The organism is Herbidospora galbida (assembly GCF_005233835.1).
Lineage (GTDB): Bacteria > Actinomycetota > Actinomycetes > Streptosporangiales > Streptosporangiaceae > Herbidospora > Herbidospora galbida.
This window is the reverse complement of record NZ_SZQA01000051.1, coordinates 28,343-42,196: the sequence shown is the minus strand read 5'-3', so window position 1 is coordinate 42,196 and position 13,854 is coordinate 28,343. Positions and strand designations below refer to the sequence as shown.

Here is a 13,854-nt window from a genome sequence, read left to right as displayed (position 1 = left end):
AGTACGGCGGGCTCGGGGGCGGCGGCCTGGACGGGCTCGGGCTCCGGCTCGGGCTCCGGTTCCGGCTCGGGAGCCGCGGCGGGCGGCTCCTCCTGCGCGGCCGGCGCACCGCCGTTGGCGGCGTTGGCGTCGATGACGGCGAGCTCGGCGCCGACCTCGACCGTTTCGTCCTCGGAGACCAGGATCTTCGTCAGGTACCCGGCCGAGGGCGAGGGGATCTCGGTGTCGACCTTGTCGGTCGACACCTCAAGCAGCGGCTCGTCGGCCTCGACGTGGTCGCCCTCCGACTTCAACCAGCGGGTGACGGTGCCCTCGGTCACGCTCTCGCCGAGCTGGGGCATGGTTACGGAGACAGGCATGGTGAGTCTTCGTCTTCCTTAGAGGGCAGTTAGTTGTGGACGTGGAGGGGCTTGCCGGCCAGGGCCAGCATGGCCTCGCCGAGGGCCTCGGACTGCGTCGGGTGCGGGTGGATGAGCTGCGCCACGTCGCCCGCCGTCGCCTCCCAGTTGTAGATGAGCTGCGCCTCGGCGATGAGCTCGCCGACCCTGGCGCCGACCATGTGGACGCCCAGCACCCGGCCGCCGTCCTTCTCGGCGACGACCTTGACCTCGCCCTGGGTCTGCAGGATCTTGCTGCGGCCGTTGCCCGCGAGGTTGTAGCTCAGCTCGACGATGTCGTGGCCGCGCTCCCGGGCGGTGGCGGCGCTGATGCCGACCGAGGCGACCTCGGGCTCGGAGTAGGTGATGCGCGGCACGCCGTCGTAGTCGATCGGCACGACCGGCAGGCCCGCGATGTGCTCGGCGACCAGGATGCCCTCGGCGAAGCCGACGTGGGCCAGCTGCAGCGTGGGGATGAGGTCGCCCACGGCGTAGACGCCCGGGACGCTGGTCTGGCAGAACTCGTTGACCAGGACGTAGCCCCGGTCGACCGAGATCCCCTGCTCCTCGTAGCCGAGCCCGGCCGAGACCGGGCCACGCCCGACGGCCACCAGCATGAGTTCGGCGTCGAGGGTCTTGCCGCCCTCCAGGGTGACGACGACCCCGGTGTCGGTGGTCTTGACGCTCTCGAAGCGCTGACCGAGTTCGTACTTGATGCCGCGACGGCGGAAGGCCCGCTCCAGCAGCTTGGAGTTGGACTCGTCTTCCAGCGGGAGCAGGTGGGGCAGCGCCTCGACGATGGTCACCTCGGCGCCGAAGGAGCGCCACACGCTGGCGAACTCGACGCCGATGACGCCGCCGCCCAGGATGATCACCGACGACGGCACCCGGTCGAGGACCAGGGCGTGGTCGCTGGTGATGACCCGCTGGCCGTCGATGTCGAGGCCGGGCAGCGACTTCGGCACCGAGCCGGTGCCGAGCACCACGTTGCGCCCGGTGTAGACCTCGCCGTTGACGGTGACCTGGTTGGGACCGGTGAGCCGGCCCTCGCCCTCGACCACGGTGATCTTCTTGCTCTTGATGAGACCCTGCAGGCCCTTCCAGAGCCCGCTGATCACCTTGTCCTTGTAGGCGAGGACGCCCGGCACGTCGATCCCGTCGAAGCGGGTCTTCACGCCGAAGGACTCGCCTTCACGCGCCTGGTCGGCCAGCTCCGCGGCGTGCAGCAGCGCCTTGGTGGGGATGCACCCCTGATGGAGGCACGTGCCGCCCACCTTGGCCTTCTCGATGAGAACGACGCTCTTGCCGAGCTCGGCCGCCCGCAGGGCGCAGGCGTAGCCGCCGCTACCGCCGCCTAGGACAACGATGTCGAAGGGGCCGCTGCCTTCAGCCACTGGAAAGCTCCCTAATGAATACTGCCGTGGTACGGCATCTTTTCACTTGTCTTTGATGATCGTGCGCTCAGCCCGCATAGCGCTCGGCGATGGCGACGAGCGTGCGGGTGATGGCTCCGGTGCCGCCCTTGGGGGTGTAACCGTAGGGCTCGCCCTTGTTGAAGGCCGGTCCCGCCATGTCGATGTGGGCCCAGTCAACCCCTTCGGGGACGAACTCGCGCAGGAACACGCCCGCCGCCAGCATGCCGCCCCACCGCTCGGGGTGGAGGTTGGCGATGTCGGCCACCTGCGAGTCGAGCCCCTTGCGCAGCTCGGCGGGCAGGGGCATGCCCCACACGCTCTCGCCCTGCGCCCCGGCCATCTCGACCACGGCGCCGCGCAGGTCGTCGTCGTTGGTCATGACCCCGGCCGTACGCCACCCGAGGGCGACGATCTGGGCGCCGGTCAGCGTGGCGACGTCGACGATCAGGTCGGGCGAGTCCTCGGCGGCGCGGGCGATGCCGTCGATGAGCACCAGGCGTCCCTCCGCGTCCGTGTCGAGGACCTCGACGGTCTTGCCGCTGTAGGTGTGGAGCACGTCGGAGGGCCGCTGGGCGGTGCCCGAGGGCATGTTCTCGGCCAGGCACAGGTAGCCGACGGCGTTGACGTGGAGCCCGAGGCGGGAGACCGCCAGCAGGGCTCCGAGCACGGCGGCCGCGCCGCCCATGTCGGACTTCATCCAGTCCATCGACGCGGACGGCTTGAGTGACAACCCGCCGGAGTCGAACGTGATTCCCTTGCCGACGAACGCGATCGTCTTGGCGGCCTCCGGGTGGGAGTAGGCCACCCGGACCAGCCTGGGCGGCCGGGACGAGCCCTGGCCCACGCCGACGATGCCGCCGTAGCCGTTGTCCTTCAGCGCGACCTCGTCGAGCACCTCGACGGTCAGCCCGTTCTTGCCGCCGATCTCCTCGGTGATCTCGGCGAACCGGGCCGGCCACAGGTCGGACGGCGGGGTGTTCACCAGGTCGCGGACCAGCGTGACCGAGTCGGCCAGCGTGGCGGCGCGCCGGATGGCGCTCTCGGCCTCGGGGGCGGAGGTGACCAGCTCCACCTCGGCCAGCGGCGCCTTCTGCTGCCCGTTGGTCTGGTAGCGGCTGAAGACGTAGGCCCCCAGGAGGCTGCCGATGGCCACCGCCTCGACCTCTTCGGTCGTGGTGGCGGGCAGCGCGACGGCGGCCGACGCCGTGCCGGCCAGCGCGCGGGCGGCGGCGCCCGCGGCGCGGCGGAGGGTCTCCAGTTCCAGGGACTCGCCGTCGGCGGGCGGGGCGCCGAGCCCCACCGCCACGACGAGCGGCGCCGGGATCGCGCCGAACGTGGGGAACTTGGCGATCTCCTCGGGCTTGCCCGCGAAACCCATCGCGGTCAGCGTGGCGGCGAGCCGTCCGCCGAGGGCCTGATCGAGCCCGGCGGCCCCGGACGCGGCCTGTGGGCCCTGCGGGGTGGCGTGGATGCCGATAACGAGGGCATCGGTCTCTATGGAGACCGTGTCAGATGCATTGACGCGCACTGTGGTCACGTGAGCCGATGCTAGCTGTGCTTTCTCCGTACTCATAAACTCGGGTTCGTCCTACCAATAGGTTGGGGGATGTTTACGGGCCGGTGAACGTCACCGCGCCGGCGAGCAAGCACGCCGCGGTCGCGACCTCGGCGAGCGCCCCGAGCACATCCCCCGTGATCCCCCCGAGCCGCCGAACGGCGGTGGCGAGGATGACCCAGGCGACGGCCAGCCCGATTGGCACCGCGCTGACCAGCACCGGAACGTCGCGAAACGCGATCATAGCGACGATCACCAAGGTGCCAGTAGACGCCAACGCCTCCGGCGCCCGCACTGTTCCCGCGACGAGGCTGCCCAGCCCCTCCTCTCTCGCTGCCCGGAAAAAGGGCGTGCACGCCCACGTGACGGCCAGCCTTCCGGTCGCGACGGCCACGGGCAACGTCCACAGAGCGTGGGGCCCCACCTCGCTCAGCGCGCTGACCTGGAGTCCCACGCAGAAGATCAACGCGACCACCCCGAAGGGCCCGATGTCGGACCGCTTCATGATCGCCAGCGCCTCGGGCGCTCCCTTCCGGCTGCCGAGGCCGTCGGCCAGGTCGGCGAGCCCGTCGAGGTGCAGCGCCCGGGTCAGCACGGCGAGCGTCCCGACGGCGAGCAGCCCCGCCGTCACCGGCCCGAGCCCGAGCCACGAAGCGCCCTGGAAGACGAGCGCCGCGATCACCCCGAGCAGCACCCCGACGAGCGGCGCGAGCGCCATCGCCCGCCCGGCGACGCGCGGGCCGACCGGCGAATGCCGGGGGACCGGTAACACGCTCAGCAGGGAGACCGCCAGCCACCAGGCGTTCCCCCACTCGCGAAGGCGCTCCTTCACGGCAGCGGGGTGACGCGGCCCGCGACGACCAGGGCCGCCTCCTCCGACTCGTCGGCGAGGCGGCGGTTCAGCTCGCCGAGGGCGTCGCGGAAGATCCGTCCCGAGGCGTGGCCGGGCACCACGCCCAGGCCCACCTCGTCGCTGACCAGGACCACCCGTGCCCGGGTCGCCCGCCAGGCCGCGACCAGCCCGTCGCAGGAGCCACGGACGCGGCCCGGGTCCTCCCAGGCGCCGAGGTCGTCGAAGACGCCCGCCAGCCAGGTGCCCAGCCCGTCGATGAGGACCGCGCCGGTCTCGGCCGTCAGCACGTCTTCCAGGTCGCGCGTCTCCCGGGTCCGCCAGTGGGCCGGGCGGCGGTTCCGGTGGGCGGCGATCCGGTCGGTCCAGGCCGCGTCTCCCTCCGTGTCGCCGGTGGCGACGTAGAGGACGTCCGGTTCCCCGGCCAGGCGCGTCTCCGCCTCCTCCGACTTCCCCGAGCGGGTCCCGCCCAGCACGATCGTCCGGTGGGGACCCGCCGGGTCGTGGGCCGCCCGGTCGGAGGTCCGCAGCACCGTTCCGTCGGGCACCTGCGCCGCGCCCCAGTAGGCCAGCCGCCGGTCGAGCTCGGCCTCCGACCTGACCCGGTGGTCGAGCCCGACGGCCACCACCTGGGTCGCCCGGTTCACCAGGCCCCGCCCGCGCAGCGCCCCGAGCCGGAAGGGGTCGTCGAGCAGATCGATCAGCACCAGGTCGAACGCCGGCCCGGGACCCGTCCCGCCGGGCCCGTTGGCGAACAGCAGGCTGCCCCCGTCGGGCCCGACGACGATGTCTCCGTCGTCGGTACGGGTGAGCTCGTAGCCGTCGAGGGGGGCGTTGTCGTCGACGACCACGGACAGCGGCCGGCGTTCCCGCCGCACCGACCGGCACGAGGCGCACCCGTCGGACGGCCACCCCCCAGGCCCGCCGGTCCCGCTCAGCTCGACCTTCAACCCCGTCTCCCCTCATCCGCACGGCCGGACCGCCGCCCGGAAACCCTAAGGGGCCGGACGGCGGTCGCCGTGCGCGGGACTCAGCCCGACCGGCGGCGCAGGAGGAGGAAGACGCCCACCCCCGCCGCGACCGCGACCACGCCCCCCGCGACGAGCAGGACGGGAGCGCCGCCCTCCTCCGGCGCGGGAGCCGACGGTGCGCCGGCGGCCCGGCTGATCGGGAGTTCCCTGCCGGTCGCGTTGTTCTTGGCCGGGTAGCCGCTGACGGCCAGGACGTTGCCGGTGTCGTCGACCCGGGGCCGGGTCGTCTCCGACGAGAGCAGCTGGAGTGACGTCGCCGCCGAGGGGGCGACGACACAGGTCACGGTGCTCTGGGGCGGGGTGTCGCCGGGGTAGGCGTCGACCTCGCCGTCGCCGAAGTCGACCGCCAGGACGACGCGCTTCTGGCCCGAGGTCGCGGCCTGCGTGCCGCAGACGTCGTCGAAGAGGGGGACCTCGCGGGGCGAGTCGGTGCCGGCGCCGTCGGGGGAGACGCCGAAGCGCCAGCCGATGACCGAACCGTCTTCCGGCACCGCGCCGGTCTCCGGCGCGAGCCAGGCGAGGCCGTCGCTCTGCCAGAAGGTCCACTGGCGGGGGGTGTCGGGCCCCGGCTGGGGCGCGAACGCCGAGACCGCGGCCAGGGCCAGCGCGCCGAGTATGACGCGGATCAGTAGTTTGGGCAGGTGTGAGGGCAGCATGGAATGGCCTCCGTGCTCGGGTGATGACGCTCGGGGAGATCTCGGGGAGATAGGGTTCCCAGGCACCCTTCGGATTTCCCCTTGAGGGAACGACCGGCCGCGAACAGGAGCATAGGCATGACATGGCGCTGGCGTTATGAAAACGCTAATGGTGGTGAGGTATCCGCCGCCGATTTGTCGCGCGAGGTATTTCCCAGTCAGGCCGACGCGGAGTCGTGGCTCGGAGAAAGCTGGCGTGACCTGCTGGAATCCGGGGTCGAACAGGTGACCCTGCTCGACGGCGACCGGGTTGAATACCAGGGAATGTCATTGCGTCCACAGGAATGAAAAAGGCCCGCCGATAATGGCGGGCCTTTTGTTTTCAGGGGCGTTTCTTGGGAGCGTTGGTACTCGTGAGGGAGGGGTCGCGCTCGACGACCGGGCCGAGGATGTCGTCGACCTTCTTCATGACGTCGGCGCCCAGCTTGACCCCGGCCGCCTTGACGTTGTCGCGCACCTGCTCGGGCCGCGAGGCGCCGATGATCGCCGACGACACGTTCGAGTTCTGCAGCACCCACGCCACCGCGAACTGGGCCATCGACAGCCCCAGGTCGGCGGCCACCGGCTTGAGCTCCTGGACGCGGGTCAGCAGGTCGTCGTCGAGCATCCGCTTGATGAAGTTGCCGCCGCTGGGGTCGAGCGCCCGCGAGCCCTCGGGCGGCGCCTGGCCGGGCAGGTACTTGCCGGTCAGCACGCCCTGGGCGATCGGCGAGAACACGATCTGGCCGATGCCCTCCTTCTCGGACAGCGGCACGACCTCGCCCTCGATGACCCGCCACAGCGCGGAGTACTGCGGCTGGTTGGAGACGATGCGGTCGAAGCCCATCTCGTCGGCCAGCTTCAGCGCGGCGGCGATCTGGTCGGCGGTCCACTCGCTGACGCCGATGTAGAGCGCCTTGCCCTGCCGCACGATGTCGTCGAAGGCCCGCAGCGTCTCCTCGAGCGGGGTCTCGTGGTCGTAGCGGTGGGCCTGGTAGAGGTCGACGTAGTCGGTCTGCAGGCGGCGCAGGGAGCCGTTGATCGACTCCATGATGTGCTTACGCGACAGGCCCCGGTCGTTGCGGCCCTGCCCGGTCGGCCAGTAGACCTTCGTGAAGATCTCCAGCGACTCCCGGCGGACGCCCTGGAGGGCGCGGCCCAGCACCTCCTCCGCGCGGGTGCCCGCGTAGACGTCGGCGGTGTCGAAGGTCGTGATGCCCTCGTCGAGGGCGGCCTTCACGCAAGCGCGGGCGGCCTCCTCTTCGACCTGGGAGCCGTGGGTGATCCAGTTGCCATAGCTGATCTCGCTGATGACGAGGCCACTTCGGCCCAAATGGCGGAATTCCATGGGCCAACTCTAGACAACCAGAATGAAGTTCTACTTCTTGGGGGAGCTGTCGGGAACCGGTGCGCCACCCGGCTGGACGGTCGGCTTCGGGAACCGCAGCCGCCGGATCTGCGACGACCGCATGGCGGCGTAGAAGCCGACGCCCTTGAGGTCTTCGTCGGGGAACCGGGCGGCCGCGAGCTTCTTGACCTTGCCCGCGACGTAGAAGGAGCTGCCGACCACGAGCACCAGCACCACCGGCAGCGACATCGTGTAGACGGTCAGCACCCAGCGCCGGATCTCGATCGGGAACGGGATCATCGACAGCAGCATGATGACCAGCACCGCGGGCAGGAAGTACTGCCCCGGAAGCCGCCGGGCGTCGACGAAGTCGCGGGCGAACTTCCGCACCGGGCCCCGGTCACGGGCCGGGAGATACCGGTCTTCACCGCGCATCATGCCCTCTCGGGCCTTGTCGCGGAGCAACCGGTCACGCTCCCGGGCCTGGCGATAGGCCTCTTTGCGGTTCTTCGGAGCGGTGACAGGTGACCGCCGGCGCCCCTGGGCCTCCGCGCGCTTCGGCGTCGGACGGCCCTTCGCCGGGGTCGTCACAGGCTTAGGATCAACATCAGGGACGGGGGTAGCGTCCGTGGTGGTCTGGGTACGACGTCGGAACACGTTGTCCAGCGTACCGGGAGTGCAACTTAGTGACGCCCCCGTGCGTTATGCGTAGGGTGAACCCAGGCGGCCTTGGCCGCCTTTGCGGAGCTTGAAACGGCTGGGGTTACCCACGCACAACCTAAGAAGGGGACGGCCGACGCGCATGAGCGTGATGAAGAGACTTTCCATGATCTTCAGGTCCAAGGCCAACAAGGCCCTGGACAAAATGGAGGATCCGCGGGAAACCCTGGACTACTCATATCAGCGCCAGCTCGAGTTGCTCCAGAAGGTACGCCGCGGCGTGGCCGACGTGGCGACCAGCCGCAAGCGGGTCGAATTGCAGATCAACCAGGCCGAGGCCGAGGCCGCCAAGCGTGAGTCGCAGGCGAAGAGCGCCCTGGCCGCCGGTCGCGAAGACCTGGCGCGCGACGCCCTCTCGCGCCGCACCGCCATTCAGGCCCAGGTGGCCGACCTGCGCATCCAGTACAACAACCTGCAGGGTGAAGAGGAGAAGCTGACGCTCGCGAGCCAGCGTCTCCAGTCCAAGGTCGACGCCTTCCGCACCCGGAAGGAGACGATCAAGGCCACCTACACCGCCGCCGAGGCGCAGACCCGGATCAACGAGGCCTTCTCCGGCATCTCCGAGGAGATGGGCGACGTCGGCCTGGCGATCCAGCGAGCCGAAGACAAGACGGCCCAGATGCAGGCCCGCGCGGGCGCCATCGACGAACTGCTGGCCAGCGGCGCGCTCGACGACTACACCGGGCAGCGCGACGACATCCAGTCCGAGCTCGACCGCATGGGCGCCGGGGGCGACGTCGAGCTGGAGCTGGCCCGCATGAAGGCCGAGCTGGGGCAGGGCCCGGCGCCGAAGAGCGCCATCGAGCAGGGGCAGCCGGCCGCTCAGCCGCAGCCCCAGCACACCCAGCAATACCGTCAGCCGGGGGAGGCACAGTAGTGATCGTCCGAATCATGGGTGAGGGGCAGGTCCAGATCGCCGACGGCGATCTCGGCGTGCTCAACGCCCTCGACACCGAACTCGAGTCGGCCATCGAGGCCGACGACGAGACCACGTTCCGTTCCGCGCTGCACGCGCTCCTCGACAAGGTTCGCCATGTCGGGAAGCCCCTCGCGGACGATGCCCTTGAACCGTCTGAGCTGATTCTGCCCCCCGCGGACGCCTCGATCGACGAGGTCCGGGAGATGCTGGGCGACCAGGGGCTCATCCCGGGTTAGCGCCGTGTCCCGGTTCAGGCCCGACTCCGGGCTGACCCGCCGCATGGTCCTGACCATGTTCCTGCTCGGCCTGCTCTACGTCGTGTTCATGGCGGTGCTCATCGCCGTCGGGGCGCGGGCGGTCGTCGTCCTGGTCATCGCCGCGGGCTTCCTGCTGGTGCAGTACTTCTTCTCCGACAAGATCGCGTTGTACGCGATGGGCGGCAGAGAGGTCTCGCCACAGGAGGCCCCCGAGCTCCACGCCGTGATCGACCGCCTGAGCGCCCTGGCCGACATGCCCAAGCCCCGCGTGGCCGTCGCCGACAGCGACCTGCCCAACGCGTTCGCCACCGGGCGCAACCAGAAGAACTCCGTCGTCTGCGTGACGACCGGCCTGCTCCGGCGGCTCGACCCGCCCGAGCTCGAGGGCGTCCTGGCCCACGAGATGTCCCATGTGGCCCACCGCGACGTCGCGGTGATGACGATCGCCTCGTTCCTCGGCGTGGTGGCCGGGCTGATGACCCGCTTCGCCCTGTACACCGGCCTCGGCCGCAACCGCGACAACCAGGGCGGCCTGCCGATCGGCCTGATCATCGTGCTGGTCTCCACGATCGTCTACTGCGTCAGCTTCGTGCTGACCCGGCTGCTGTCGCGCTACCGCGAACTGGCCGCCGACCGGGCCGGGGCCTATCTCACCCAGCGTCCGTCCGCGCTGGCCAGCGCCCTGACCAAGGTCTCCGGCGAGATCGCCCGCATCCCGACGCGCGACCTGCGCGAGGCGCAGTCGTTCAACGCGTTCTACTTCGCGCCCGCGCTGAACCGGGCGAGCGTGGCGGCGCTGTTCGCCACCCACCCGCCGCTGGAGAAGCGGCTCGAACAGCTCGCCCGGATCTCCGGGGAACTCGGCAGGGAGGCCTGATGGGCTGGTTCGACGCGCTCCTGGGCCGGTCGAAACAGGCCAGGCCCGATCTCGACGCGCTCTTCGCGCTGCCGTCGGCCGCGGTGACGCTGCAGGTCGCGACCGCGTTCGGGCCGGCCGGGGTGGGCTCGGTCTGCTTCCGGGCCGCCGAGGGGGCCGCGTTCGCGCGGCTTCAGGACGACGTACGGGCTCTCGTCGGTACCCCCGAGATCACCCAGGACGACTACGGCTTCACGTGGCTGACCGTGCGCGACGACGAGGTCTCGTCGCTGGTGACCAATCTCCACGGGGCCAACTCCAGCCTGGAGGCCGCCGGGTTCGGCTCCTCGCTGCTGTGCACGACGGTCGTCTTCGCCGACCCCGCCGGGCGGCGGCTCGCCCTGGTATATCTCTACAAGCAGGGCACGTTCTACCCGTTCGCCCCTCTGCCGGGCCAGCGGCGCGACAACGCCCTGGAACTGCAGGCGCGCGGCACGCTCGCGGGCGACCTGCCCATCGAGGCCGACCTGTCCCGCTGGTTCGCGGTGTGGGGAGCGCCCGGACTGTAGCCGAGGACAGGGGAGCCAGTGGACCGACTGGAGTACGCCGACGCCGTCGCCGCGCAGATCACCCGCATGGCCGACGCCATCCGAGGTCACGACCTGGCCAGGCCCGTGCCGACCTGCCCCGGCTGGAGCCTGCGCGACCTGGTCGAGCACACCGGCAGCACCCATCGCAGGGCGGCCGTGGTGGCGGGCGAGGCCCGTCAGGAGCGGCTCGACCGGGCGTCTATCGACCTGGGCCTGCCCTCCGACGACGCCGGCTACGCCGACTGGTTCGCGGCCGGGGCCGAACCGCTGCGCAAGGGCCTGCTGGCCCACGACCCGTCGACGGTCGTCTGGACGTGGTCCGGTCCCCGCCCCGTGGTCTGGTGGGCCCGCCGCCAGCTCTGCGAGAACGCCGTCCACGGCGCCGACGCCGCCATCGCCCTCGGCCACACCCCGCAGATCGACGAGGCCGTGGCCGCAGACGGGGTGAGCGAGCTGCTCGACAACCTCCCCTACGCCGACTGGAAGCCCCGCGACCTGACCGGCGACGGCGAGCGCCTGTCGTGGCAGTCCGACACCGGAGTGGGCTTCCTGGTCACCCTCTACCCCGACGGCTACACCTACGAGCCGTCCGCGATGCCCGGCGAGGTCACCGTCCGCACCTCCACGGCGGCCGACATCCTGCTGCTGATGTGGGGCCGGCGCGGCTACGGCGACTACTCCGTCGAGGGCGACGCCGCCCTGCTCAAGCGGTGGGCCGACAACTCCACGATGTGACCAAGGACGCGTGGCGCGCGGGCCGCGCGGGCCGGGCCGGTGATGGGATCGCGCCCATGATCACCATCAGGTACGCGACCGCGGCCGCCTTCCTCGCCGCCGGACTGCTGACCACCCCGGCGGCGTTCGCCGCCACCCCGGCCGGGTATGCCGGGGTCGTGGCAGACGACGCGAAGATCACCGTCACCGGCAACGGCGCCGTCTCGGCGGCCCCCGACCGCATGCGCCTCCAGGCCGGCGTCGAGGTCCGCCGCGCGACGGCCGGGGCCGCGTTCGGCGACGCCCGCAAGGCCGCCGCGACCCTCCGCACCGCCCTGCTCGCCGCCGGCGTCGACGAAGACGACCTGCGCACCAGCGAGATCTCCCTCGGCCCCGAATACGACGACTACCCGAAGGTCTCCGGCTACCGCGCCGGGCAGGGCGTCGAGGTGCTCGTCCGCGACCTCGACGACGCCGACCGGGTGGTCGACGCGGTGGCCGCCGCGGGGGAGGAGGCCCGCCTGAACGGCGTCTCCTTCGAGATCGGCGACCCGAAGGCCGCGCTGGCCGCCGCCCGCGACGCCGCCTACAAGGACGCCGAGGCCAAGGCCAGGCAGTACGCCAAGCTGACCGGCCGCAGGCTGGGCCGGGTGCTGAACGTCAGCGAAGACGGCGAGGGGCGCGCCCCGATCCCGTTCGAGGGCGTCCACCTGATGGCGGCCGACAAGTCGATCTCGCCGGGCCGCCAGTCGGTGGGCGTCAATGTCAGGGTCGTCTTCGAGCTCCGCTAGCCGTCACGGCAGCGCCAGCATCCGGTCGAGCGCGACCTTGGCCCAGTGGGTGGTCTCGGGGTCGACCGTGATCTGGTTCACGACCTGTCCCGCCGCCAGCGACTCCAGCGAGCGCACCAGGTGGGGCAGGTCGATGCGGTTCATCGTCGAGCAGTAGCAGACGGTCTTCTCCAGGAACATGACCGTCTTGTCGGGGAACATCGTCCCCAGCCGCCGCACCAGGTTGAGCTCGGTGCCCACGGCCCAGGTCGAGCCGGCCGGGGCCGCCTCCAGCTGCTTGATGATGTATTCGGTCGACCCCACGTAGTCGGCCTTGGTGACCACCTCGTGGCGGCACTCGGGGTGCACCAGCACGTTCACGCCGGGGACGCGGGCCCGCACGTCGTCGACGTTCTCGGCGGTGAAGCGGCCGTGCACCGAGCAGTGGCCGCGCCAGAGGATCATCTTGGCGTTCCTGAGCTGCTCGTCCGTCAGGCCGCCGTTCGGGCGGTGCGGGTTGTAGACGACGCAGTCGTCCAGGCTCAGGCCCATCTCCAGCACGGCGGTGTTGCGGCCGAGGTGCTGGTCGGGCAGGAAGAGCACCTTCTCGCCCTGCTCGAAGGCCCAGTCGAGGGCCCTCTTGGCGTTGGACGAGGTGCACACCGCGCCGCCGTGCCGCCCGCAGAACGCCTTGATGTCGGCGCTGCTGTTCATGTACGTCACCGGCACCGTGACCCCGGCGATCCCGGCGTCCTCCAGCACCTCCCAGGCCTCCTCGACCTGGTCGAAGGTGGCCATGTCGGCCATGGAGCACCCGGCGGCCAGGTCGGGCAGAATCACCTTCTGCCGCTCGGAGGTCAGGATGTCGGCCGACTCGGCCATGAAGTGGACGCCGCAGAACACGATGAACTCGGCCTCGGGCCGGGCCGCCGCCTCGCGGGCCAGCTTGAAGGAGTCGCCCGTCACGTCGGCGAACTGGATGACCTCGTCCCGCTGGTAGTGGTGGCCCAGCACGAACAGCCGGTCGCCGAGCGCCTCCTTGGCCTTGCGGGCCCGCGCCACCAGCGCCGGGTCGGAGGCGGGGGGCAGCTCACCGGGACAGTCGACACCGCGCTCACTGTGCGGGTCGACGCCCTGCCCGAGGACGAAGAGCGGAAGACTCGTGGTCGTCACGACCACACCCCCTTCGGGGACTTATCGTCGAACTGACGACTAATAATTACACATCCGCTTTGGGAGGTATTCCCCTGGGGTGTCCGGACCGGGAATGTAGGGACAGCGCCAACGTGTTGCTAACGTTCTAGAAGGACGTCAGATACAGACGCTGGGAGTCACCAAGATGTCGGTTGAGAGCAGCGAGACCACGAAGCAGGGCCTGATCCTGACTGACGCGGCCGCCGCCAAGGTCAGCAGCCTGCTGGAGCAGCAGGGCGAGGAGGGTCTCCACCTCCGTGTCGCCGTGCAGCCGGGGGGCTGTTCCGGCCTCCGTTACCAGCTCTATTTCGACGACCGCTCGATGGACGGCGACGTTGTCTCCGACTTCGGCGGCGTCTCGGTCGTGACCGACCGGATGAGCGCCCCCTACCTGATCGGTGCGACCGTCGACTTCGTCGACACGATCGAGAAGTCGGGCTTCACGATCGACAACCCGAACGCCACGGGTTCCTGCGCCTGCGGCGACTCCTTCAACTAGGAGCGCCCGGCGAGACACCCGCGCACCCTGCTCGGGCGCGCGGGTGTCTCGCCATGTCCCGGGTCAGCCTGAATATCGCGTATTC

17 protein-coding genes are annotated in these 13,854 nt (G+C 70.7%); 8 read left to right on the top strand and 9 right to left on the bottom strand.

All coding sequences use genetic code 11. From position 1 onward, the window contains the following. The 6 genes from FDA94_RS34760 to FDA94_RS34735 form a co-directional block, all read right to left on the bottom strand. Nucleotides 1-359, bottom strand: a 359-nt coding sequence (locus tag FDA94_RS34760) for a biotin/lipoyl-containing protein (protein ID WP_342778561.1), incomplete at its 3' end; no start/stop codon positions are given. 29 nt (nucleotides 360-388) lie between these two features. Then, nucleotides 389-1,771, bottom strand: a complete 1,383-nt coding sequence (gene lpdA / locus FDA94_RS34755; RefSeq protein ID WP_137251295.1) for a dihydrolipoyl dehydrogenase — start codon at nucleotides 1,769-1,771, stop codon at nucleotides 389-391. A gap of 67 nt (nucleotides 1,772-1,838) precedes the next feature. Beyond that, nucleotides 1,839-3,365 carry a leucyl aminopeptidase gene (locus FDA94_RS34750; RefSeq protein WP_137251294.1) on the bottom strand — a complete coding sequence of 509 codons (1,527 nt, stop codon included), beginning with the start codon at nucleotides 3,363-3,365 and terminating at the stop codon, nucleotides 1,839-1,841. A gap of 37 nt (nucleotides 3,366-3,402) precedes the next feature. Next, nucleotides 3,403-4,179: an adenosylcobinamide-GDP ribazoletransferase gene (locus tag FDA94_RS34745; protein ID WP_246060321.1), complete on the bottom strand. Its 777-nt coding sequence runs from the start codon at nucleotides 4,177-4,179 to the stop codon at nucleotides 3,403-3,405. Then, on the bottom strand, nucleotides 4,176-5,147 hold the full coding sequence (locus tag FDA94_RS34740) for a bifunctional adenosylcobinamide kinase/adenosylcobinamide-phosphate guanylyltransferase (protein WP_137251293.1): 972 nt from the start codon (nucleotides 5,145-5,147) through the stop codon (nucleotides 4,176-4,178). Before FDA94_RS34740 ends, FDA94_RS34745 begins: the two co-directional genes overlap by 4 nt. 80 nt (nucleotides 5,148-5,227) lie before the next feature. After that, nucleotides 5,228-5,884 carry an SCO2322 family protein gene (locus FDA94_RS34735; protein ID WP_137251292.1) on the bottom strand — a complete coding sequence of 219 codons (657 nt, stop codon included), beginning with the start codon at nucleotides 5,882-5,884 and terminating at the stop codon, nucleotides 5,228-5,230. A 117-nt stretch (nucleotides 5,885-6,001) separates the two neighbouring features. On the opposite strand from FDA94_RS34735, the gene FDA94_RS34730 reads away from it, so the two are divergent. After that, a complete protein-coding gene (locus tag FDA94_RS34730; protein ID WP_081898196.1) occupies nucleotides 6,002-6,211 on the top strand; it encodes a hypothetical protein in 210 nt (69 codons plus the stop codon). Nucleotides 6,212-6,245: 34 nt separating this feature from the next. Here FDA94_RS34730 and FDA94_RS34725 read toward each other — a convergent pair whose 3' ends face one another. Both FDA94_RS34725 and FDA94_RS34720 read right to left on the bottom strand, forming a co-directional pair. Next, nucleotides 6,246-7,250, bottom strand: coding sequence for an aldo/keto reductase family protein (locus tag FDA94_RS34725; protein ID WP_137251291.1), 1,005 nt, complete (start codon nucleotides 7,248-7,250; stop codon nucleotides 6,246-6,248). A gap of 30 nt (nucleotides 7,251-7,280) precedes the next feature. Beyond that, entirely contained in the window at nucleotides 7,281-7,841 is a 561-nt protein-coding gene (locus tag FDA94_RS34720) for a DUF3043 domain-containing protein (protein WP_246060320.1), read from the bottom strand. A 211-nt stretch (nucleotides 7,842-8,052) separates the two neighbouring features. Between FDA94_RS34720 and FDA94_RS34715 the strand changes: the two genes are divergently transcribed. The 6 genes from FDA94_RS34715 to FDA94_RS34690 are packed head-to-tail and all read left to right on the top strand — an operon-like array spanning nucleotide 8,053 to nucleotide 12,097. Then, the gene (locus FDA94_RS34715; protein ID WP_083949962.1) at nucleotides 8,053-8,847 is read left to right on the top strand and encodes a PspA/IM30 family protein; all 795 of its coding nucleotides are present in this window, start codon (nucleotides 8,053-8,055) and stop codon (nucleotides 8,845-8,847) included. Then, the gene (pspAA, locus tag FDA94_RS34710; RefSeq protein WP_062342430.1) at nucleotides 8,847-9,125 is read left to right on the top strand and encodes a PspA-associated protein PspAA; all 279 of its coding nucleotides are present in this window, start codon (nucleotides 8,847-8,849) and stop codon (nucleotides 9,123-9,125) included. Before FDA94_RS34715 ends, pspAA begins: the two co-directional genes overlap by 1 nt. A gap of 4 nt (nucleotides 9,126-9,129) precedes the next feature. Next, nucleotides 9,130-10,023 carry a zinc metalloprotease HtpX gene (gene htpX, locus FDA94_RS34705; protein ID WP_281286680.1) on the top strand — a complete coding sequence of 298 codons (894 nt, stop codon included), beginning with the start codon at nucleotides 9,130-9,132 and terminating at the stop codon, nucleotides 10,021-10,023. Continuing rightward, on the top strand, nucleotides 10,023-10,571 hold the full coding sequence (gene pspAB / locus FDA94_RS34700; protein ID WP_137251289.1) for a PspA-associated protein PspAB: 549 nt from the start codon (nucleotides 10,023-10,025) through the stop codon (nucleotides 10,569-10,571). Before htpX ends, pspAB begins: the two co-directional genes overlap by 1 nt. An 18-nt stretch (nucleotides 10,572-10,589) precedes the next feature. Next, entirely contained in the window at nucleotides 10,590-11,327 is a 738-nt protein-coding gene (locus tag FDA94_RS34695; protein WP_137251288.1) for a maleylpyruvate isomerase family mycothiol-dependent enzyme, read from the top strand. A gap of 56 nt (nucleotides 11,328-11,383) precedes the next feature. After that, the gene (locus tag FDA94_RS34690; RefSeq protein ID WP_137251287.1) at nucleotides 11,384-12,097 is read left to right on the top strand and encodes an SIMPL domain-containing protein; all 714 of its coding nucleotides are present in this window, start codon (nucleotides 11,384-11,386) and stop codon (nucleotides 12,095-12,097) included. 3 nt (nucleotides 12,098-12,100) lie between these two features. Here FDA94_RS34690 and nadA read toward each other — a convergent pair whose 3' ends face one another. Continuing rightward, a complete protein-coding gene (nadA, locus tag FDA94_RS34685) occupies nucleotides 12,101-13,255 on the bottom strand; it encodes a quinolinate synthase NadA (RefSeq protein ID WP_137251286.1) in 1,155 nt (384 codons plus the stop codon). A gap of 160 nt (nucleotides 13,256-13,415) precedes the next feature. Here nadA and FDA94_RS34680 point away from each other — a divergent pair, with 160 nt between their 5' ends. Next, nucleotides 13,416-13,769 carry a HesB/IscA family protein gene (locus FDA94_RS34680; RefSeq protein WP_030450477.1) on the top strand — a complete coding sequence of 118 codons (354 nt, stop codon included), beginning with the start codon at nucleotides 13,416-13,418 and terminating at the stop codon, nucleotides 13,767-13,769. Nucleotides 13,770-13,854 lie beyond the last annotated feature (85 nt).

Excerpts from the sequence above, each read along its gene's own strand:
- FDA94_RS34725 (WP_137251291.1), bottom strand. The coding sequence starts at position 7,250 with ATGGAATTCCGCCATTTGGGCCGAAGTGGCCTCGTCATCAGCGAGATC.
- FDA94_RS34690 (WP_137251287.1), top strand. The coding sequence starts at position 11,384 with ATGATCACCATCAGGTACGCGACCGCGGCCGCCTTCCTCGCCGCCGGA.
- pspAB (WP_137251289.1), top strand. The coding sequence starts at position 10,023 with ATGGGCTGGTTCGACGCGCTCCTGGGCCGGTCGAAACAGGCCAGGCCC.
- FDA94_RS34715 (WP_083949962.1), top strand. The coding sequence starts at position 8,053 with ATGAGCGTGATGAAGAGACTTTCCATGATCTTCAGGTCCAAGGCCAAC.
- FDA94_RS34750 (WP_137251294.1), bottom strand. The coding sequence starts at position 3,365 with ATGAGTACGGAGAAAGCACAGCTAGCATCGGCTCACGTGACCACAGTG.
- FDA94_RS34735 (WP_137251292.1), bottom strand. The coding sequence starts at position 5,884 with ATGCTGCCCTCACACCTGCCCAAACTACTGATCCGCGTCATACTCGGC.
- FDA94_RS34730 (WP_081898196.1), top strand. The coding sequence starts at position 6,002 with ATGACATGGCGCTGGCGTTATGAAAACGCTAATGGTGGTGAGGTATCC.
- FDA94_RS34680 (WP_030450477.1), top strand. The coding sequence starts at position 13,416 with ATGTCGGTTGAGAGCAGCGAGACCACGAAGCAGGGCCTGATCCTGACT.